Source organism: Peptoniphilus asaccharolyticus DSM 20463 (assembly GCF_900176115.1).
In the GTDB taxonomy this organism is placed as follows: domain Bacteria; phylum Bacillota; class Clostridia; order Tissierellales; family Peptoniphilaceae; genus Peptoniphilus; species Peptoniphilus asaccharolyticus.
Window position 1 is genome coordinate 226,596 of record NZ_FWWR01000011.1, and the last position, 20,000, is coordinate 246,595.

A 20,000-nucleotide genomic window follows, 5' to 3' on the forward strand; every position below is an offset into this window, starting at 1 on the left:
TTGTCAAATCAAATGCAACACCTATGGTAAGAGACCAAAAAGTTCTTCTTTAGGTGTTTTATATTTTATACATTTTCTAGGTCTATTATTCATTAAACTTAAGTTATAATTTAATTCATCAATATTCACTTCTGATAAATCCATACCCTTAGGATAAAACTCCCTCAAAAGTCCGTTACTATTTTCATTTGTACCTTTTTGCCATGCACAATAGGGATCACAAAAATAAGTTTTGCATCCTAATTCTTTTTCTATTTTCTCAAATTCTGAAAATTCTTTACCTCTATCAAAGGTTATTGTTTTTACTAATTCTTTTGGATAATCTTTTAATGCATTTATTATTGCTGGTGTTACGCTTTCCGACTTTCTATTTTCAACTAGGATTGCTATATAATATCTAGATTTTCTTTCTGCTAAAGTTACGAAACAACATCTACTTTTCCTTTTATGATCTAATCTGCCTGATTCCACTGTATCTGCTTCCCAGTGGCCTAATTCTTGCCTTCTGTATATCTCTTTAGGTCTTTCTTAATTGTTCTACCTTTATCATTGAATTTTCCTCTTTTTTCTTCTGGCCTTTTAAATTTAGCTTTTTCTTCTCAAATTTTTCATACTAGTTTTTGGCAGCTCTTTGGCGTGTATCATTCTATATATCGTTGATGTAGATGGTAATTCATGAATCTCATTTGTGTTTCTATTTGATATTTGTTCAGGGGACCAATGTTCGTTAATCTTTACAGTTAAATAATCAATAACATCTTTAGAAAATTTACTTTTTCTATGGCAGTCTTTTCTTCTATCAATATATTTATCATTTGCCTTTATCGGAAAGTACTTAGTGTAACTTCCCCTACTAACTTTATCTTAGATGAATTTCTTTTAATTTCTCTAGATATTGTACTAGGTGACCTTTTAAGTGCTTGTGCAATTTCCTTATACTCATTCCTAAATTTAAAAATTGGTAAATACAAGATCTTTCTTCTATGGTAAGATGGTTATAGCTCATAGTTAATCACTCCTTTTAATATGTTTTGTTTGGTCACTTACATATTAACACAGCTGATTAGCTATGAGTTTATTTATGTTGCACTTGTTATGATAAATTATCTGCAAAAAAATTAGCACTTATACGCTTTTAGTTCCTAAACTTTAAGTAACCAACAACAAAGCTTGGAGGTGCATATAAGTGCAAAATAATAATATCATGAATTTGTTTGGTTTTAAAGATGTAGTTTTTGATAGAGTTGATGAGAGTAATAATTTTGTTAATGTTCACGCTTCTGTTTCTAAGATGTCTATTTGTCCTCATTGTGGTTCTAAAAAGATTTGGGTTCATGATCATAGAATTCAAAAGATTAGGGATACTCACATCCGAGGTAAGAAATCTTTGATTTTCTTAAAAGAAAACTAGATATGATTGTAAGTCTTGTGGTTCTCGTTTTGAGAGGAATCTTGATTTTATTGCCAAAGGTCATACTATGACCAATAGACTTGTTTTTGTCTATTGTTTCTGAGTTTGATGAGGTGTATTCTATATCTTCTATTGCTAATAGGTATAATGTTTCTTCAAACACAGTATTAAGAATTTTAAATTGTTTAAGTGCTTCTAGAGATAGGCTATCAGAAGTATTATGTATAGACGAATTTAAAGGTGATAGTGGTAATAACAGGTATCAGACTTCTCTTCTTGATGGATCTAAACACTCTATCATAGATATCTTACCATCAAGAGATAAGAATACATTGTATGGGTACTTTGAAAAGATACCAAACAAAGAAAGAAACGAAGTAAAATTTTTGTAAGTGATATGTCTAAAACATTTAAATCAGTTAAGAAATCATTCTTTAAAAACGCAATACATATCATAGATAGGTACCACTTCATAAGACAAGTATCCTGGGCATTAGAAAATGTTAGAAAGAGAATACAAAAGGATGTATCATCAAAGCTTAGGAAATATTTTAAAAGAAGTAAGAGTTTAATTACAAAACCTGCCTCTAAGCTAACTTCAGAACAAGCTAATGAAGTATCACTTATGATTGAACTTAACAAGGAATTAAAAGAAGCATACAAGTTAAAAGAATTGTTCTACTGTGTGCCCTGTGGGTACCAGTATGTACTTAGTCAGCCAAACAAAACTAGAGCTAAAAAAGCTTTAAGAGAATGGATAAAAAGAGCAGATGAATCAAAATTAAAAGAATTTAAATCTTGTATCACTTCTTTTAATAACTGGTTTGAAGAAATATGTAATTCATTTGATTACTCTTGGTCAAATGGACCTCTTGAAGGAACTCATACAAAGATAAAAACATTAAAAAGAAATTGTTTTGGTATGAGAAATTTTGACTTGTTTAGAAAAAGAATTATGTTTTCATGTAAGTAGAGATTAGGAAAACGGGAAAATTTGCAAAACCCCTAGGGGTTTTATTTGCTATGCTTATTTTTAGTTGTTTTTTGCTATTTTAGTTTTGATATCTTTATTAGCGTCTATGTGCCCATTTTTACATAAAGAAAGAGACTCGAGTTAACGAGTCTCCCCAATATTTGACATAGAGCAAAAAAAAATAACTCACTTTGTAGTGAGTATAAATGGTGCGGGAAAGAGGACTTGAACCCCCACTCCATTGGAACTAGATCCTAAGTCTAGCGCGTCTGCCAATTCCGCCATTCCCGCATGAGTTTGTCTTGAAGACAAGAATTATTATACCTAAATTATAAGATTAGGTCAAGTGTTTTTTATTTTTTTATTCAATTTCATATCAAAAAATGTTACTAAAATTGAGTAAAAAAATAACTCACTCATAGTGAGTATAAATGGTGCGGGAAAGAGGACTTGAACCCCCACTCCATTGGAACTAGATCCTAAGTCTAGCGCGTCTGCCAATTCCGCCATTCCCGCATGAGTTTTGCCTTAACGACAAGAATCATTATACATAAAAATCACAACTAGGTCAAGCATTTTTTTATATTTTTTTAAAATTAGGGAAAATTTTTTTAATGCTTGGATAAGTGTTATAATACATCAAAGAGGTGAAATAGTGAAAGAGAAATTTATAAACTTTATGAGGGGAAGATACGCCGCCATTTATGGGATAGATGAGCTGAATAAGTTTTTGCTTATCATTTTTATAATCCAAAGATTAATTTACAGATTTGCATATAGATTTCAAGGTTCAGAAGTTCTTGCAGTGATATTGGTGGTGATTGTCTATTATAGGAGTCTTTCTAAGGATTTGAGTGCTAGATATCAAGAAAATAGAAAATTTTTAGATATAACATCTTCGATTAGAAAACCATTTAAGAGATTAAAAAACAACGTATCTGACAGAGATTATAAATACATAGAATGTCCAAGTTGTAAACAGGAGTTGAGAGTTCCTAAAAAGAAAGGTAAGATTGTAGTTAAGTGTAAAAAGTGTGGAACAAAATTCAATACAAGAACTTAGTTAACAATATACTTTTTATAAAAATAATAGTAAACTAAAAATTTTAAAATAATTGACATTATATCCATGAAACTGTATTCTTTTAAGTAGAGGTGTTTTATGGATATTTTTGAATTAAAGGATAAAGTTATAGGTGGTTATGATTTAACTAAAGAAGAGGCCATGGCTCTATATGAGGTAAACTATGATGATTTGAGAAAATGTGCAGATGAAATTCGTGAGCACTACTGTGGTAATGATTTTAATTTTTGCACTATTATAAATGCCAAAAGTGGTAAGTGTTCGGAAGATTGTAAGTTTTGCGCGCAATCTGCACACTATGGACATAATTCTGATGAATATGGTCTTGTAAAGGAAGATGTTGTTGTAGCGGATGCTCAAAAGCAAAAAGATGTTGGGATAGAAAGATATTCTTTAGTTACAAGTGGTAAGAGATTGTCTGATGAAGAAGTTGATAGAATATGTGAAACTATTAAGACAGTAATAGATGATGTAGGAGTTGAAGTGTGTGCATCATTTGGTCTTCTATCTAAAGAAAATTATCAAAAGCTATATGATGTAGGAGTTAGACGTATACATAACAATTTGGAATCATCTCGTGAGTATTTTAAAACTGTTTGTTCAACTCATGGATATGATGAAAAGATAGACGCTATAAAAGCTGCTCAAGAAGTTGGAATGGAAGTTTGTAGCGGGGGAATTATAGGGCTTGGAGAGTCAAGACAAGATCGTATAGACATGGCTTTTGATTTAAAAGAGTTAGGAGTAGATTCTGTGCCAATAAATATTTTAAATTCTATAAAGGGAACTCCAATGGAAAATAACGAGCGTTTGACCAAAGAAGAAATCAATAGAACAATTGCAATCTATAGATTTATAATGAAAGGTTCTTATATAAGACTTGCTGGGGGAAGAGCTCTTCTTGATGATACAGGAAGAGAAAGTTTTATGAGTGGTGCAAATGCAAGTATTTCAGGAACTCTTTTGACAACTCAAGGTATAGATCCTAAATCCGATATAAAAATGATAAATGAACTTGGATATAAAGTTGTCGTATGAAACTATGATATGCTATAATTTTTCTTGAATGGAGGAAGATTATGGACCTTAGAGATAAGATAAGAGCATTGAAAGATTATCCAAGTGAAGGAATAATTTTTAGAGACATCACAACATTACTAAAAGAGGCGGATGGTTTTAAAGCTGCTATCGACCAAATAAGTGATTTAAGAGATGATGAAGTTGATGTAGTAGTAGGTATAGAAGCAAGAGGGTTTATTGTGGGTGCACCTATAGCATATAAGAAAAATTGTGGATTTGTGCCTGTTAGAAAACCGGGTAAGCTACCCGCTGAAACTATATCAAAAGAATATGCACTTGAGTATGGAATTGATAAGATTGAAATGCATAAAGATGCCATTAAAGAAGGCTCAAGAGTACTTATAGTTGATGATTTATTAGCAACAGGAGGTACATCAAAGGCTGCTGTTGAACTAATAGAAAGTCTTGGGGGTATCGTAGTAGGATTAGATTTCTTAATAGAATTAGAAGGGCTACCAGGAAGAGAAGCTCTAAAAGGTTATGATGTAAGAAGTGTAATAAAATATTAATGATAAATTAAGGACTTACAATTTTGTGATGTAAGTCCTTTTTTATTTTAGAATATTTAAGAAATTTAACTGTTGAGATGTAAGAGTACTTAAATTTGAAGCGGAGATACCCATAAGACGCAGTTTTTCGCCATTATAATGGTTGTTGAAGAGTTCTAATGCCAATACCTCAATTTCATCTCTATCGTGTATTACATGGTTATACGTTTTTGAATGGGTGTTGATTTTAAAATCAAAAGTTTTTATTTTGAGTGTTAAAGTTTCAAAACCTAAATTGTGTTTAGCTAAATCTTTTGCCAATTCATCAGAATATTGGATGAGTTTATTTATTAAAATATATTTGTCACGAGTGTCTGGAAAAGTTCTCTCAACTCCCAAGCTTTTTCTAACTCTGTTTGGCTCGACTATTCTGTGGTCTATCCCACGAATTCTTTGGTATATTTCATAACCCATTTTGCCAAATAATTTTTCTAAAAATTCTATATCTAATTGAAACATATCTTCAACTGTATTTATTCCGATATTTCTAAGTTTTTGTTGGGATTTTTTCCCAAGGCCGTGTACTTTTTTTATGTCGAGTGGCAGAAGAATATCGGGTACATCAGATTTTGATATTACTTTTAAACCATGAGGCTTGTTCCAATCGCTGGCAAGTTTCGCCAAAAATTTGTTGTAAGATACCCCACAACTGACTGTAAGTTTGGTTTTTGATTTTATTGTAGCTTGTATATCTTTTGCTGTATGAATAGAATTTTCAACATGGGACAAGTCAAGATAAGCTTCGTCTATAGAGACTTTCTCAAGTTTATCTGTATATGTATGGAGTATATCAAAGACTTCTTTTGACTTTTCTAAATATCTATGTCTTCTACCGGGCACTACGATTAGATTTGGGCAAAGATTTTTTGCAATAAAAAGAGGCATGGCTGAATGTAGACCATACTTTCTCGCTTCGTAATTTGCAGTTGTGATTATCCCTCTGTTAGAACGCCCACCTACTACAACTGGTTTGCCAATGAGTTTCGGGTTGTCTATTTCCTCAACAGATGCGTAAAAGGCATCTATATCGATATGGATTATGTTGTTTTCATTCATATAATCACCAATAATATTTTCATCTAAAAATGAAATTTAGTCAATGATTTATAGTATAATCAAATTGAGGAGAGGTGTATATTGAAAAAAATAGCATTGTTTGATTTTGATAAGACATTGACCACAGAAGATACAATTATCTTGTTGTGGAGATATGCAAGAGATTTAAAAAAGACAGATAGATTGGAATATGCCAATAAGATTTTAAAAGGTTCGTTTGGATATATTTTGAAAAAAGATTTGAAATTTTTTAAAAATCAAATTTGCCAGGTCATACATCTTTTTACAGAAGAAGAATTGGAACAGTTTGCAGATTATGTATATGAAAACCACATGTTAAAAGATGGATTGAAGGCCTTGAAGAATTTAGAGGTTGAGTACAAGATGCTTGTATCAGCTTCGCCGCAAAACTATCTGAAGTATTTCAATAAGTATTTGAATTTTGATGTTGTTATAGGGACGGATTTAGATAAATTTTGTAATATTTTAAATGAAAATAATAAGTCCTACGAAAAGGTTAGAAGGATAAATGAACATTTAAAAGAAAAGGGATTTGAAATAGACTATGAAACTTCTATGTGTTTTTCAGACTCTTATAGTGCAGACAGACCAATGTTTGAAATGGTGAAGAATAGATATCTTATAAATTCAAGAAAAAAAATAGAAGGTTATGAAAATTTAAATTGGAAATAAAGAGAAGAGTGATTAATTTTCACTCTTCTTTATCTTTTTCTCTATTATATTTACAACGTCTCTTACTTCTCTAACTCCAAGCAAATACATTGAAACACCATATATCAAAGCAGCTATTGCAACAACTACAAGTAGTATTACAAGTTTTACGATAGTTGCAGTTCCATTTGACATTGAAGGGTTTACCAGTAATGCTTCGATTGGATAGTACACAATGGCGAATAGACCCATAAGTGTAGCTGAAATAGTGGTTTTTATCAAGGCTCTAATATAGGATTTAGTACCCAAATTTCCAATTTTTCGTTTTAATAACACAAATGAAATTAAAACAGCTGTTGTTGTGGCGATTGAAACCGAAGCTGCAAGACCTCTTGTACCAAATCTATGAGCAACTAACAAGTTAAGCGCTATATTTATAACAACATTTACAAGACCGACTATAAAAGGTGTCTTTGTATCAGCTATTGAGTAGTAAACTCTGTTTATAACCATTGATACTGACATTGATATCAATGCCAAAGTATAAAATCTAAGTGTTGCAGTAGTATCAATAGCGTTTTGTTTTGTAAAAGCTCCGTGTAAGAATGCTATGTCTACAATTGGTCTAGCAAGTACAATCATTCCGATTGTCGCAGGGATTGTCAAGAATAGCACGAGTTTTACAGAAGCGTTCATAACTCTCTTACCTTGAAGAGTGTTATCACTACTGAATGCACGAGACATAGTTGGGAATATTATAGATGTGATAGCTGTTATAAATATACCAAGAATCATAAGATTCATTTTATTTGCGTAATTTAAAATAGAAACTGAACCCTCAACCATTGTAGCTGCAAGCTTTCTATTTACAATTACATTCACATCATTTACAGCAGTACTCATAAGTACGGGTACAGCCAAGACTAATGCTTCCATTACATATTTATCTTTTAAATTGAAAACAGCTTTAGGTCTGTAACCTTGTTTAAAAGAATCTGGAAGAAGGAATATAATCTGTGCTAACACACCGATTACAGATACTATAGTAAGTCCATATATTCCGCCGAAGTTAGACATAAACAGCAAGAAGAATATATAACAAAGGTTAAGAGGAATTGCTATAGCTCCAGCAGCTGCAAATCTGTTGTTATATTGCAAAAATCCTGTGAATACACCCACAATTGCAGAGAATATTACAACAGGTATCCCAAGACGTATAAGTTTTATAACAAGGGCATATACCTCAGGTTTTGTCTTTGTTGTAAATAAAACCGCAAGTTGCGGGGCGAAAACATATCCAAGTATTGCAACAACTATAGAAAAAATAGTTGCCAGGATAAGTAAGTTATTAGTAAAGTGATTTCTTTGTTCTTCTCCAAGTTCATTTTCAGCCTTTGTCAAAACTGGTATAAAAGTAGTTGCAATGGCCGTTGTTATAAGGGCTGAAACAATTGCAGTTGCAGATTGTGCAGCGATAAACGCATCCATTTCATTAGTTGCACCAAATACTCCAGCTTGTAGAGATTCTCTAACAAAGCCCATCAGTTTGCCGATTAAAGAGAATATTATTATGGCAAGAGTAGATTTTGCAAGTTTTTTGGTATTTTCCATAATTACCTCCAGATAAGAGTTTAAGCTTTATACAAATTAATGTCAATTATAACTGATATCCAATTGAAAAGTAAATTTTTATATTATAAAATTTTAAGTTAAGGAAGGTGATTAGGTGAAAAACATAAAATTGATAAAGAGGGTATATCCCTATTTTTATAAATATCGATTCATACTAATAATTGATTTGATATGCGCTGGTTTTACAACTGCGTCAGAAATGGCATTGCCATTAATCCTTAGAACTTTGACAAATACAGGACTTAGAGATATGAATTCTCTAACATCAGAGTTAGTTGTGAGATTAGCTCTATTATTTTTGGGTTTGAAAGTGATAGAGTTAGTAGCTTCTTACTATATGTCTAGCATAGGTCACATAATGGGAGCGAAGATAGAAACTGATATGAGATCTGATGTGTACTCACATCTTCAAGGGATGAGCGACTCATTCTACAACGAAACTAAAGTTGGTGTGTTGATGAGTAGAATAACAAACGATCTTTTTGATATAACAGAGTTTGCTCACCACTGTCCTGAAGAGTACTTTATAGGGTTTATAAAAATATTATTTTCATTTGTCGTATTAATAAATATTAATTATCAGCTAACTCTAATTCTGTTCGCAACATTGCCTCTTATGATTTACGCATCCACTAAATTTAGAATGATAATGAAATCTGCTCAAGCTAAGCAAAGAGTGCAAGTTGGCGACTTAAATTCTTCAATCGAAGATTCACTACTAGGCATAAAAGTGGTTAAGAGCTTTGCAAATGAAGATGTGGAAAAAGAAAAATTTGAAAGAGAAAATAAAAAGTTTTTAAATATCAAAAAGATTTTTTATAAAGCCATGGCTGGTTTCACAGTAGTCACCAAGAGTTTTGACGGAATTATGTATTTAATAATAATAGCTGGCGGGGGATTTTCTATGATAGAGGGAAAAATTTCTGCTGGGGATATGATGGCTTATGTAATGTATGTCACATCACTACTCACAACTGTTAGAAGAATAGTTGAATTTACAGAGCAGTTCCAAAGAGGAATGACTGGAATTGAAAGATTTAGTGAGATAATGGATGCTAAGTCAGAAATTGTAGACTCTGATAATGCTGTTGAACTAAAGAATGTAAAGGGACTTATAGAATTTGAAAATGTAGATTTTAAATACGAATTAGATACCAAAAATGTTTTACAGGATTTTAATCTTAAAATAAAACCAGGTGCAAACTTGGCCATAGTAGGTCCTAGTGGAGCGGGAAAGACAACTATATGTAATTTGATACCGAGATTCTATGATGTTACAGACGGCTCAATAAAGGTGGATGGAAAAGATGTAAGAGACATAAAGCTTGAATCTTTGAGAAATAATATAGGTATTATGCAACAAGACGTATATCTATTTTCCGGAACTGTGCTTGAGAATATAAGGTATGGAAATCCAAAGGCATCAGATGACGAAGTTTTAGAAGCTGCAAAAATGGCAGGAGCTTTAGAATTTATAGATAAGCTACCAAATGGTTTTGACACTTATGTTGGAGAGAGAGGAGTTAAATTATCAGGTGGACAAAAACAGAGAATATCCATAGCTAGAGTGTTCTTGAAAAATCCACCAATATTGATATTGGACGAGGCGACTTCTGCTCTTGATAATAAGAGTGAACAAATTGTACAAGAATCCTTAGTTGAACTTTCAAAAGGAAGAACTACTATAACCATTGCACACAGATTGACAACGGTTCAAAATGCAGATGAGATATTGGTTATGAAGAACAGAGCCATAGTTGAAAGAGGAACTCACGAAGAACTTATGGACAAAAAAGGATATTATTACGACCTCTACACAAAGGGCGGAATGTTAGAAGTATAAAGGCGACACTTAGGTGTTGTCTTTTTTTATGAAAACTAATTTATAAAGAGAATTTGCTAAGAGACTATAGGTTGAATTTATCTATAGTATTTTTATTTTTGTTGATTTGCAATAATTATTGCAAATCAACATTTTAAGAGATAAATTACAATTCAAGTCTAAGTAAGTGGTTAAAATGTAACATTGTGTTGAAAATACATAATGCTTGTACTAAACTATATTAGAACACGAGGTATAATGATGATAGAAATAAAAGATTTACAATTTAAATATAGTGAAGAAGATGAAAATTATACAATTAAAAATTTGAATCTTCAAATACAAAAGGGAGAATTTTTAGCCGTACTTGGACACAATGGTAGTGGCAAGAGTACGCTTGCTAAACTCATAAATGGTCTCTTGGTTCCTACAAGCGGAGATGTATTAGTCGACGGAATGAATACTAAATCTGATGAAGAGATTTGGAATATAAGATCTCGTGCGGGAATGGTGTTTCAAAATCCTGACAATCAGATTGTAGCAACAATAGTTGAAGAAGATGTGGCATTTGGTCCTGAAAACTTGGGAGTTCCAACTGAAGAAATAGGAGCGAGAGTTGATTCTGCTTTAGAAGCGGTTGGTATGATAGAGTTTAGAAAAAATGCTCCACATCTATTAAGTGGTGGTCAAAAACAGAGAATAGCAATAGCTGGGATTTTAGCTATGGCACCTGATTATATAATATTGGATGAGCCTACAGCAATGCTTGATCCTGTTGGGAGAGCAGAAGTTATGGAGACAATAAAAGTTCTTAACAAAGAACAGGGAAAGACCATAATTTTAATAACTCACTACATGGACGAGGCAGCAGAAGCAGATAGGCTTGTTATTATGGAAAAGGGAAATATTATATTAGAAGGAACTCCAAGAAAAGTATTTTCTAATGTAGATAAAGTTAAAGAAATTGGATTGGATGTTCCTCAGGTTACAGAACTTGCATGGGAACTTAAAAAAGAAGGTTTTGATGTGAATACTGAAATATTGAGTATCGAAGAATTAGTGGGTGAATTATGTCGTTAGTTGAAATAAAAAATCTTACACATATATATAACCCCGATTCGAGTTTTGAAAAGAGAGCTTTGGATAAAGTATCCTTAAAAATTGAAAAAGGAGAATTTATTGGGCTTATAGGTCATACTGGTTCTGGAAAGAGTACTCTAATCCAACATTTAAATGGACTTATAAAACCGACAGAGGGAGAAATTTATATAGATGGAAAAAATATTTCTTCTAAGGAAGTTAAATTACAAGAGATAAGACAATCAGTTGGCTTGGTTTTCCAATATCCTGAATATCAATTATTCGAAGAAACTATAGAAAAAGATATAGCTTTTGGTCCTAAGAATCAAGGGTTTGACTCTGAAGAGGTTACTAAGAGAGTGAAGGAAGCCATGGATTCGGTGGGACTTGATTACGAAACTTTAAAAGATAGGAGTCCATTTGAATTATCTGGAGGACAAAAAAGACGTGTGGCAATAGCAGGAGTTCTTGCTATGCAACCTAAGCTACTGATTCTTGATGAGCCGACAGCGGGGCTTGATCCTGCCGGAAGAGATGAAATATTAGGCGAGATAAGAGAGATATTTTCCAAGAGAGAAATAACTATAATAGTAGTTTCGCATTCAATGGAAGATATGGCTGAAATAGCAGATAGAATTGTGGTAATGAATAGAGGAAAGCTAATCATGGATGCCACTCCAAGAGAAATCTTTAAAAGAGAAGATGAGTTAGTGAGTATAGGATTAGGGGTGCCACAGATAACATCATTTATGAGAGCATTTAAGAGATGTTCTCCATCAATAGATGATGATGTAATAACAATAGAAGAGGCAAAGATGGAACTTATAAAATATTTAAGGGGGAAAAATGCTTAAAGATATAACTATAGGGCAGTATTACCCGGTTGAATCACCAGTGCATAGATTGGACCCGAGAATAAAAATAATAAGTATGATTGTATTTATAATCAGTTTATTTTTTGTAGATAACTTTACAGCCTATATACCAGTTGTAATATTTTTGTTTATGGTAATAAAAACTTCTAAAGTACCATTTAAACTGATTTTAAAAGGTGTCAAACCTTTGAGATGGATTTTACTTATAACATTTATAATAAATTTAATTTTTATACCTGGTAAAATAATCTTTACTATAGGCGTTATAACTATAACAGAAGAAGGACTTAAATTGGCCATTATGATGGCAATAAGATTACTTCTACTAGTCATGGGAACAAGTATGTTGACACTTACAACATCTCCAATTGAAATGACAGATGGGATAGAAAATTTATTAAATCCATTTAGAAAAATTGGCGTGCCGGCACATGAAATAGCTATGATGATGACTATAGCACTTAGATTTATTCCGACATTAGTAGAGGAAACAGACAAGATAATGAAAGCTCAAATGGCAAGAGGAGCAGACTTTGAAAGTGGAAATATGATGAATAGAGCCAGGAATTTGGTTCCGTTGCTAGTGCCACTATTTATAAACTCATTCCGTAGAGCTGATGAACTTGCAACAGCTATGGAAGCAAGATGTTATCGTGGAGGAAAGGGACGTACAAAATATAAACAACTTGAGATAAAGAGTTCAGACTATGTTGGATTAGCTATGACTATAACACTTATGTTGATAACCATTGTATTCAAGTACGCACCTTTAAATGTAATATGAATATAGCTTTAAAAGTTGCCTACACGGGCACGAACTACCATGGATTTCAGATGCAACCGAGTTGTATATCAGTTGAAGAAGAGCTTACAAAAGCAGTTGGAAAAGCTGTAATGCATGAAGTTAAACTATACTATTCGGGAAGAACTGATGCGGGAGTTCATGCACAGGGTCAAATTGTAAATTTTTATACAGATACAAGTGTGGAAGTTAAAAATATGGCAAGGCTCATAAATTATCACTTGCCGGATGACATATCTGTGTTAAGTGCGTGGGAGGCTGAAGAGGAATTCCATGCAAGATTTTCAGCTAAAGGAAAGCATTATAAATATATAGTTTACAATTCTTTTCATAGAAACCCACTTTATTTTAACAGAGCCATGCATTACAACTATGAGGTTGATATAGATCGCATGCAAAGAGCTGTGAATATGATACTTGGAGAAAATGACTTTAAGGCTTTTATGGGTAGATATGCAGTTGTAAAAGATACAATAAGAAGAATAGATAAGATAGAAGTGAAAAGAGTTGGAGAAACTATAGAGTTTGATTTCTACGGAAAGAGCTTTTTGAAAAACATGGTTAGAATAATAGTTGGTACCACTCTTGAAATTGGAAGAGGTAGACTTCCTGAAGATTGTTTATATAATGCAATGAAATCTAAGGAGAGAATAAAAGCTGGACCAACTGCTCCAGGGTGTGGACTATATCTTATGGAAATTTTTTATTGAAAAATAGTTTAAAAATTGGTGACAATGTCGAAATTTTAAGTGTACAGATGTACACTTATTTTTTTTAGGTTATAATATAGTTAGGAGGTCGTATGAAATTAATATACAGAATAACAGAAACATTAAATAGAGCTAAGAATGCATTTAAAAGATATCCTATTGTAATGGTATTTATAATTATTTCGGCATTATCTTTTATTGTGGTAATAGCTAAAGACCAATCTTTTTTGGGAAGTGCTAAAAATGAATTTACCAATCCTGCAAGATTTGCTTATTTCTTTCTATTGGCAGCAGTGATGACTATGTTTGTGAGCCTATTCTTTGAAGGACTTTCACAATCAGCAAAAAACCAAGAGAATATAAATAGAAATAAACTTATAAAAATATCTGTAATAATAGTGTCTACTATATTTTTAATAGGAATAGGAAAAGCTACTTTGTTTTCAGATATAACTCTACTTGAGTTTGAAAATAAATATATCTACTTTGGTTTGATATTTGGGCTTGTGTGTGGATGTTTTTTTGCAGCTAAACTATTTTACCATTCTGATTTTATAGCATATGTTATAAAGATATTTACAGCAGCTTTTATATCAGTTAGCTATTCAGTGATATTGCTCATTGGTCTATTTAGTATATATTTTGCAATAAATAGGTTGTTAGGAGTAGATATAAGTGAGAAAGTATATGCCTCAACATTTGTAATTTTAATGATGCCATTTAATGTTGGAATTTTCCTTTCAAATTATCCAAGAGCAAGTGCGTCATTTGACAACTATACATTGAGTAAACCAATAAAAGCTTTGATCATGTATATTTTAATACCGATTTTTATGGTTTACATAACTATACTCTATCTATATTTTGCAAAAGTAATCATAATTTCAGAAATACCTAGAGGAATAATAGTTGAATTGGTACTTTGGTTTTCAATTCTTGAAGTGGCATTAATGTTTATTTTAGGAATGATAGAAGATTCAAATTTAGTTGAAAACTTTAAAAAGTATTTCCCAATTATTATATTGCCGATTTTAGGGATGATGTTTTATGCAATTATATTTAGAATAAGAGAATATGGAGTTACAGAGAATAGATTTTTTGTATTAGCAGCGGGTATTTTTACTACGCTTTCAAATTTGTACTATGTTTTTTACAGAAAGAATTCTAATATAACAGTGACTATAATATTAGCAGCTACAATTCTAATTTCAACTTTAGGACCAATAAATGGCTATAAAGTATCTGCAGAAAGCCAAAACAATAGATTGGCAAAAATATTAGAGCGAAATAATATGTTGGTTAGAAGAGAGATAATTCCATCGTCAGATTTATCTGCTCAAGATAAGCTTGAAATAGTTCAAATAGTGGAATACATGACTAAAAAACATAGACCATGGGAATCGAAATATCTACCTAATGATTTTACAAATACTGATGAAAACTTTGAAAAGATATTTGGATTTTCACATAAAAATTCGTTTGAGAGCAAAGATGATTTGAGTTATTACTATGAAGGAAATTCATCAATAGATTTGACGGGCTATTCAAGACTTATGCAATTTGAAGTGTATTCAGATGTAGAAGAAAGCAACACAATAGGAAACTATAAACTTACAAATGAATCAGGAACAGTGATTGTAGAGTATAAAGATGGAAATCAATATAAGAAGATATTTAGTTTCCAAATGAAAGATGTACTTGATAAGTTGAGAGTTTTAAAAGAGTCAAATGAATCTATAGTATTAGAAGATTTGAGTATCAAAGGAAGTTCTAAGGATATAGTATATAAAGTAGTGTTCACAGAATTGAATGAAAATACTATAAAGGACAGCGAAAGTATAAGATATATGAAATTCTATCTGATAACAGGAAATGTAAAATAGAGAGTAAAATCTCTATTTTTTTATTAAGAAAACTAATAATGAAAATATATAAGTTGGAGGATAAATGTATTACACAACATTAAATGATTATTTAAAAGAAAAATTTGGCTCAAAAGTTATAAAATTATCTTTAGATGGTCACAACTCTTGTCCGAATAGAAATAATAATCAAGGCGGTTGTATATTTTGTTCGTCAAGAGGTGCCGGAGAGTTTACATCAGGACACTTAACAATAAGAGAGCAAGTTGAATTTCAAAAGAGCTTTATGGCCAAGAAGTGGAAGTCGGATAAATATATAGCGTATTTCCAAAATTTTACCAACACATACGGAGATATAAACCGGCTAAAGAAAATGTATAATGAAATCATAGATATGGATGGCATAGTTGGACTTGCAATAGCGACGAGAGCAGATTGTCTAAGTGATGAAGTCATGGAGATGTTAGAGGACTTAAATAAAAAGACATTTCTTTGGTTAGAGCTTGGGCTTCAAACGGTAAATGAGGAGACTATAAAACTTATAAATAGAGGCTACTCTCATAAAGTGTTTGAGGAAGGAGTTAGCAAGTTAAAAAAAGCCAATATAAGATTTTTGACTCATGTGATTTATGGACTGCCGTATGAAACCAGAGAAGATTATTTAAATACACTTGAATATGTGTGTGAAATTAAACCATTTGGAGTTAAATTTCACTCTCTATACATTCAAAGAGATTCTAAGCTGTTTGATTTCTATTTGGAGAAAGAAATAAAGCTTATAACCAAAGATGAGTATGTGCAGATGGTTTGTGATTCGCTTGAAAGATTGCCAAAAGATATTGTAGTCCATAGAATTACAGGTGACCCAGATAGGAAACTTCACATCGCGCCTATGTGGTGTAGAGATAAGTTAAAAATGATTTCTGAAATACATTCAGAGTTGAAAAGACGTAAATTTAATAAATGATATTTAATTTTAAAAATAAAAATTGTGATATAATAATTTTCATAAGAAGGTGACATTAATGATAGTAATAAAAACTAAGGACGAAATAAAAAAAATGCAAGTAGCTGGTAAATTGCTTGCTGAAGTACATCATAATTTAAGAGAACAAATTAAACCTGGAGTTAAAACAATAGAACTTGATAGATTTGTAGAAAAATTTTTGAAAGATAGAGGAGCATATCCTGAGCAAAAAGGATACCAAGGATATCCATACTCAATTTGTGCATCTGTTAATGATGAAATTTGTCATGGTTTCCCAGGGGAATATGTATTAAAAGATGGCGACATAATAACAGTAGACATGGTTGTCAACGTAGACGGTTGGTTAGCAGATTCTGCTTGGAGTTATACTGTTGGAAATGTGAGTGACGAAGCTCAAAAACTTTTAGATGTAACTCGTGAATGTATGTATAAGGGAATTGAAAAAGCTGTCATAGGAAATAGACTTGGAGATATAGGACATGCCATACAAACTTATGCAGAAGAAAATGGATATTCTGTAGTAAGAGAATTTGTAGGACACGGAATAGGAAGAGATATGCACGAAGATCCACAAGTTCTACACTATGGAAAACCTGGAAGAGGAACTAGAATACAAGAGGGAATGGTATTTACTGTAGAACCTATGATAAATATGGGTAGACACGAATTAACTCTTGATGATAATGGCTGGACAGCAAGGACTCTTGATCATTCTTTATCAGCACAGTACGAACATCAAATTGCAATAACTGAAGACGGACCTATTATCATCACTGACCAAGGAGATTGTTAAACAGGGTGATTTTATTAAAAGAGAAGTAGTAGTTTATTCTTTTAAGGAGCAAGTTTTAAACGCAGTAACTCATTGGATAGGATTTATACTTGGAATTGTGGGACTAGTTTTTTTAATTATTTTAGGATTAAAGAATAACTCAACAATACAAGTTGTAGGATTTTCAATTTACGGTGGATGTCTGATATTTTTGTATTTAAGCTCAGCAATATACCATACAGTTCCAAATGAAAAAGCAAAGAGAGTGCTTAGAATTTTTGACCACTGTTCAATATTTATATTTATTGGAGGAACTTACACTCCAATAATACTATTGTCATTGGATGGAGCGATGAGAGTTGTAATGCTTTCTTTTATATGGTTGATATGCTTGGGAGGAATAGCTTTTAAGATTTTTACTTTGGGTAAATTTTCTAAATTTGATAAATTATCTTTAGGCATTTATTTGGGATTGGGTTGGATTTCAATTTTTTTAATAAGGGCAATTTATCTAACTACTTCATTTAAATTTGTATTTTGTTTGGTATTGGGAGGACTTCTCTATTCTATAGGGGCTGTTTTTTACGCAAACAAAAAAATTCCGTATAATCATGCAATTTGGCATGTCTTTGTATTGTTGGCAAGCGTAGCACATTTTGTAGGCATTTTAGATGCCTATGCATTAGTTTAAATAAAGAGGAGATTAATATGTTAGAACAAATAAGAGAACCTAATAAAGGCGAAGAAATAGCAATTTTAAATACAAACCATGGAGCAATAAAAATAAGACTTTTTGAAGAAGCAGCTCCAAAAACTGTTGAGAATTTTAAAGGACTTATCAATAAAGGTTACTACAATGGAATTATATTCCACAGAGTTATAGATAACTTTATGATTCAAGGTGGAGACCCAACTGGTACAGGAATGGGCGGAGAAAGTATCTTTGGTAAGAAGTTTGAAGATGAAATAAATTTAAACTTCAGAAATTTTAGAGGTGCGCTTTCAATGGCAAATGCCGGACCGAACACAAATGGTTCTCAATTTTTTATAGTACAAGCAGGACCTGTTTCAGCAGATGTAATATCTCAAATGAGATCAGCTGGTCCTCAAAAAGGATATCCTGATGAAATAGTTGATGTATATGAAAATTTAGGTGGAACTTTTTGGTTAGATGGAAAGCATACAGTTTTTGGACAAGTGTTTGAAGGAATGGAAGTTGTAGACGAAATAGCATCTTTAAAAGTTGACTTTAGAGATAAACCAATTGAAGATGTAGTGATAAAAAGTGCTGAAATAGCAATTTTCTAATAAGAAATATTTATATTAGTTTATAAAGACAAATCTTAAATATTAAAAGATTTGTCTTTTTTTAGTGTCTTAAAACAAACATAAATTTACTATTGACGAATTGTCAAATCAAATGCAACACCTATGGTAAGAGACCAAAAAGTTCTTCTTTAGGTGTTTTATATTTTATACATTTTCTAGGTCTATTATTCATTAAACTTAAGTTATAATTTAATTCATCAATATTCACTTCTGATAAATCCATACCCTTAGGATAAAACTCCCTCAAAAGTCCGTTACTATTTTCATTTGTACCTTTTTGCCATGCACAATAGGGATCACAAAAATAAGTTTTGCATCCTAATTCTTTTTCTATTTTCTCAAATTCTGAAAATTCTTTACCTCTATCAAAGGTTATTGTTTTTACTAATTCTTTTGGATAATCTTTTAATGCATTTATTATTGCTGGTGTTACGCTTTCCGACTTTCTATTTTCTAACTAGGATTGCTATATAATATCTAGATTTTCTTTCTGCTAAAGTTACGAAACAACATCTACTTTTCCTTTTATTGATCTAATCTGCCTGATTCCACTGTATCTGCTTCCCAGTGGCCTAATTCTTGCCTTCTGTATATCTCTTTAGGTCTTTTCTTAATTGTTCTACCTTTATCATTGAATTTTCCTCTTTTTCTGCTGGCCTTTTAAATTTAGCTTTTCTTCTCAAATTTTTCATACTAGTTTTTGGCAGCTTTTTGGCGTGTATCATTCTATATATCGTTGATGTAGATGGTAATTCATGAATCTCATTTGTGTTTCTATTTGATATTTGTTCAGGGGACCAATGTTCGTTAATCTTTACAGTTAAATAATCAATAACATCTTTAGAAAATTTACTTTTTCTATGGCAGTCTTTTCTTCTATCAATATATTTATCATTTGCCTTTATCGGAAAGTACTTAGTGTAACTTCCCCTACTAACTTTTATCTTAGATGAATTTCTTTTAATTTCTCTAGATATTGTACTAGGTGACCTTTTAAGTGCTTGTGCAATTTTCCTTATACTCATTCCTAAATTTAAAAATTGGTAAATACAAGATCTTTCTTCTATGGTAAGATGGTTATAGCTCATAGTTAATCACTCCTTTTAATATGTTTTGTTTGGTCACTTACATATTAACACAGCTGATTAGCTATGAGTTTATTTATGTTGCACTTGTTATGATAAATTATCTATTAAAAAAGATATGTAAAAGAATAAACTTTAAAAAGAAATTATGAATATTATATTGTACAAAAACATAAATTAAAAAAAATAAAGAAGACTTCTAATAATGTGTAGAATAAT

General features: G+C 31.6%; 17 protein-coding genes, 2 tRNA genes and 3 pseudogenes. 16 read left to right on the forward strand and 6 right to left on the reverse strand.

Going from position 1 to position 20,000, the window contains the following annotated elements; translation table 11 throughout:
• Positions 1 to 21: 21 nt before the first annotated feature.
• Positions 22 to 1,006: pseudogene (locus tag B8869_RS08850) on the reverse strand (IS30 family transposase).
• Positions 1,007 to 1,186: 180 nt separating this feature from the next.
• Here B8869_RS08850 and B8869_RS08855 point away from each other — a divergent pair.
• Both B8869_RS08855 and B8869_RS08865 read left to right on the forward strand, forming a co-directional pair.
• Positions 1,187 to 1,411: a transposase family protein gene (locus B8869_RS08855; protein ID WP_084231270.1), complete on the forward strand. Its 225-nt coding sequence runs from the start codon at positions 1,187 to 1,189 to the stop codon at positions 1,409 to 1,411.
• Between the two features lie 113 nt (positions 1,412 to 1,524).
• Positions 1,525 to 2,384 (forward strand): annotated as a pseudogene (locus tag B8869_RS08865) (ISL3 family transposase).
• Positions 2,385 to 2,591: 207 nt separating this feature from the next.
• Here B8869_RS08865 and B8869_RS08870 read toward each other — a convergent pair.
• Positions 2,592 to 2,675, reverse strand: a tRNA-Leu gene (locus B8869_RS08870).
• A gap of 141 nt (positions 2,676 to 2,816) precedes the next feature.
• Positions 2,817 to 2,900 (reverse strand) — tRNA-Leu (locus tag B8869_RS08875).
• Positions 2,901 to 3,039: 139 nt separating this feature from the next.
• On the opposite strand from B8869_RS08875, the gene B8869_RS08880 reads away from it, so the two are divergent.
• From B8869_RS08880 to B8869_RS08890, 3 genes are all read left to right on the forward strand, one after another.
• Positions 3,040 to 3,447, forward strand: coding sequence for a zinc ribbon domain-containing protein (locus B8869_RS08880; protein WP_084231273.1), 408 nt, complete (start codon positions 3,040 to 3,042; stop codon positions 3,445 to 3,447).
• A 99-nt stretch (positions 3,448 to 3,546) separates the two neighbouring features.
• The gene (gene bioB, locus B8869_RS08885; protein ID WP_084231274.1) at positions 3,547 to 4,506 is read left to right on the forward strand and encodes a biotin synthase BioB; all 960 of its coding nucleotides are present in this window, start codon (positions 3,547 to 3,549) and stop codon (positions 4,504 to 4,506) included.
• Between the two features lie 41 nt (positions 4,507 to 4,547).
• Positions 4,548 to 5,057 carry an adenine phosphoribosyltransferase gene (locus tag B8869_RS08890; protein ID WP_084231275.1) on the forward strand — a complete coding sequence of 170 codons (510 nt, stop codon included), beginning with the start codon at positions 4,548 to 4,550 and terminating at the stop codon, positions 5,055 to 5,057.
• 42 nt (positions 5,058 to 5,099) lie between these two features.
• On the opposite strand, the gene B8869_RS08895 is transcribed toward B8869_RS08890, so the two are convergent.
• The gene (locus B8869_RS08895; protein WP_084231276.1) at positions 5,100 to 6,152 is read right to left on the reverse strand and encodes a DNA polymerase IV; all 1,053 of its coding nucleotides are present in this window, start codon (positions 6,150 to 6,152) and stop codon (positions 5,100 to 5,102) included.
• A gap of 81 nt (positions 6,153 to 6,233) precedes the next feature.
• Between B8869_RS08895 and B8869_RS08900 the strand changes: the two genes are divergently transcribed.
• Positions 6,234 to 6,845: an HAD family hydrolase gene (locus tag B8869_RS08900; protein ID WP_084231277.1), complete on the forward strand. Its 612-nt coding sequence runs from the start codon at positions 6,234 to 6,236 to the stop codon at positions 6,843 to 6,845.
• A 12-nt stretch (positions 6,846 to 6,857) separates the two neighbouring features.
• Here B8869_RS08900 and murJ read toward each other — a convergent pair whose 3' ends face one another.
• Positions 6,858 to 8,435, reverse strand: a complete 1,578-nt coding sequence (gene murJ / locus B8869_RS08905; protein ID WP_084231278.1) for a murein biosynthesis integral membrane protein MurJ — start codon at positions 8,433 to 8,435, stop codon at positions 6,858 to 6,860.
• A 115-nt stretch (positions 8,436 to 8,550) separates the two neighbouring features.
• Between murJ and B8869_RS08910 the strand changes: the two genes are divergently transcribed.
• From B8869_RS08910 to B8869_RS08955, 10 genes are all read left to right on the forward strand, one after another.
• On the forward strand, positions 8,551 to 10,299 hold the full coding sequence (locus B8869_RS08910; RefSeq protein ID WP_084231279.1) for an ABC transporter ATP-binding protein: 1,749 nt from the start codon (positions 8,551 to 8,553) through the stop codon (positions 10,297 to 10,299).
• Between the two features lie 240 nt (positions 10,300 to 10,539).
• On the forward strand, positions 10,540 to 11,358 hold the full coding sequence (locus B8869_RS08915) for an energy-coupling factor transporter ATPase (protein ID WP_084231341.1): 819 nt from the start codon (positions 10,540 to 10,542) through the stop codon (positions 11,356 to 11,358).
• On the forward strand, positions 11,349 to 12,212 hold the full coding sequence (locus B8869_RS08920) for an energy-coupling factor transporter ATPase (RefSeq protein ID WP_084231280.1): 864 nt from the start codon (positions 11,349 to 11,351) through the stop codon (positions 12,210 to 12,212). Before B8869_RS08915 ends, B8869_RS08920 begins: the two co-directional genes overlap by 10 nt.
• Positions 12,205 to 13,017 (forward strand): energy-coupling factor transporter transmembrane component T family protein, encoded by an 813-nt coding sequence (locus tag B8869_RS08925; RefSeq protein WP_084231281.1) that lies wholly within the window; start codon positions 12,205 to 12,207, stop codon positions 13,015 to 13,017. Before B8869_RS08920 ends, B8869_RS08925 begins: the two co-directional genes overlap by 8 nt.
• Entirely contained in the window at positions 13,014 to 13,745 is a 732-nt protein-coding gene (gene truA, locus B8869_RS08930; protein WP_084231282.1) for a tRNA pseudouridine(38-40) synthase TruA, read from the forward strand. Before B8869_RS08925 ends, truA begins: the two co-directional genes overlap by 4 nt.
• A 92-nt stretch (positions 13,746 to 13,837) precedes the next feature.
• Positions 13,838 to 15,628 (forward strand): DUF4153 domain-containing protein, encoded by a 1,791-nt coding sequence (locus B8869_RS08935; RefSeq protein ID WP_084231283.1) that lies wholly within the window; start codon positions 13,838 to 13,840, stop codon positions 15,626 to 15,628.
• Between the two features lie 64 nt (positions 15,629 to 15,692).
• On the forward strand, positions 15,693 to 16,574 hold the full coding sequence (locus tag B8869_RS08940) for a TIGR01212 family radical SAM protein (RefSeq protein ID WP_084231284.1): 882 nt from the start codon (positions 15,693 to 15,695) through the stop codon (positions 16,572 to 16,574).
• A gap of 58 nt (positions 16,575 to 16,632) precedes the next feature.
• Positions 16,633 to 17,388 carry a type I methionyl aminopeptidase gene (map, locus tag B8869_RS08945; RefSeq protein ID WP_084231285.1) on the forward strand — a complete coding sequence of 252 codons (756 nt, stop codon included), beginning with the start codon at positions 16,633 to 16,635 and terminating at the stop codon, positions 17,386 to 17,388.
• A gap of 13 nt (positions 17,389 to 17,401) precedes the next feature.
• Entirely contained in the window at positions 17,402 to 18,058 is a 657-nt protein-coding gene (gene trhA, locus B8869_RS08950; RefSeq protein WP_268802076.1) for a PAQR family membrane homeostasis protein TrhA, read from the forward strand.
• Between the two features lie 17 nt (positions 18,059 to 18,075).
• Positions 18,076 to 18,675: a peptidylprolyl isomerase gene (locus B8869_RS08955; RefSeq protein WP_084231287.1), complete on the forward strand. Its 600-nt coding sequence runs from the start codon at positions 18,076 to 18,078 to the stop codon at positions 18,673 to 18,675.
• 121 nt (positions 18,676 to 18,796) lie between these two features.
• Here the strand turns inward: B8869_RS08955 and B8869_RS08960 are convergent.
• A pseudogene (locus tag B8869_RS08960) lies at positions 18,797 to 19,784 on the reverse strand (IS30 family transposase).
• Positions 19,785 to 20,000 lie beyond the last annotated feature (216 nt).

Excerpts from the sequence above, each read along its gene's own strand:
- bioB (WP_084231274.1), top strand. The coding sequence starts at position 3,547 with ATGGATATTTTTGAATTAAAGGATAAAGTTATAGGTGGTTATGATTTA.
- B8869_RS08890 (WP_084231275.1), top strand. The coding sequence starts at position 4,548 with ATGGACCTTAGAGATAAGATAAGAGCATTGAAAGATTATCCAAGTGAA.
- B8869_RS08895 (WP_084231276.1), bottom strand. The coding sequence starts at position 6,152 with ATGAATGAAAACAACATAATCCATATCGATATAGATGCCTTTTACGCA.
- murJ (WP_084231278.1), bottom strand. The coding sequence starts at position 8,435 with ATGGAAAATACCAAAAAACTTGCAAAATCTACTCTTGCCATAATAATA.
- B8869_RS08915 (WP_084231341.1), top strand. The coding sequence starts at position 10,540 with ATGATAGAAATAAAAGATTTACAATTTAAATATAGTGAAGAAGATGAA.
- B8869_RS08920 (WP_084231280.1), top strand. The coding sequence starts at position 11,349 with ATGTCGTTAGTTGAAATAAAAAATCTTACACATATATATAACCCCGAT.
- B8869_RS08925 (WP_084231281.1), top strand. The coding sequence starts at position 12,205 with ATGCTTAAAGATATAACTATAGGGCAGTATTACCCGGTTGAATCACCA.
- truA (WP_084231282.1), top strand. The coding sequence starts at position 13,014 with ATGAATATAGCTTTAAAAGTTGCCTACACGGGCACGAACTACCATGGA.
- B8869_RS08935 (WP_084231283.1), top strand. The coding sequence starts at position 13,838 with ATGAAATTAATATACAGAATAACAGAAACATTAAATAGAGCTAAGAAT.
- B8869_RS08940 (WP_084231284.1), top strand. The coding sequence starts at position 15,693 with ATGTATTACACAACATTAAATGATTATTTAAAAGAAAAATTTGGCTCA.
- map (WP_084231285.1), top strand. The coding sequence starts at position 16,633 with ATGATAGTAATAAAAACTAAGGACGAAATAAAAAAAATGCAAGTAGCT.
- B8869_RS08955 (WP_084231287.1), top strand. The coding sequence starts at position 18,076 with ATGTTAGAACAAATAAGAGAACCTAATAAAGGCGAAGAAATAGCAATT.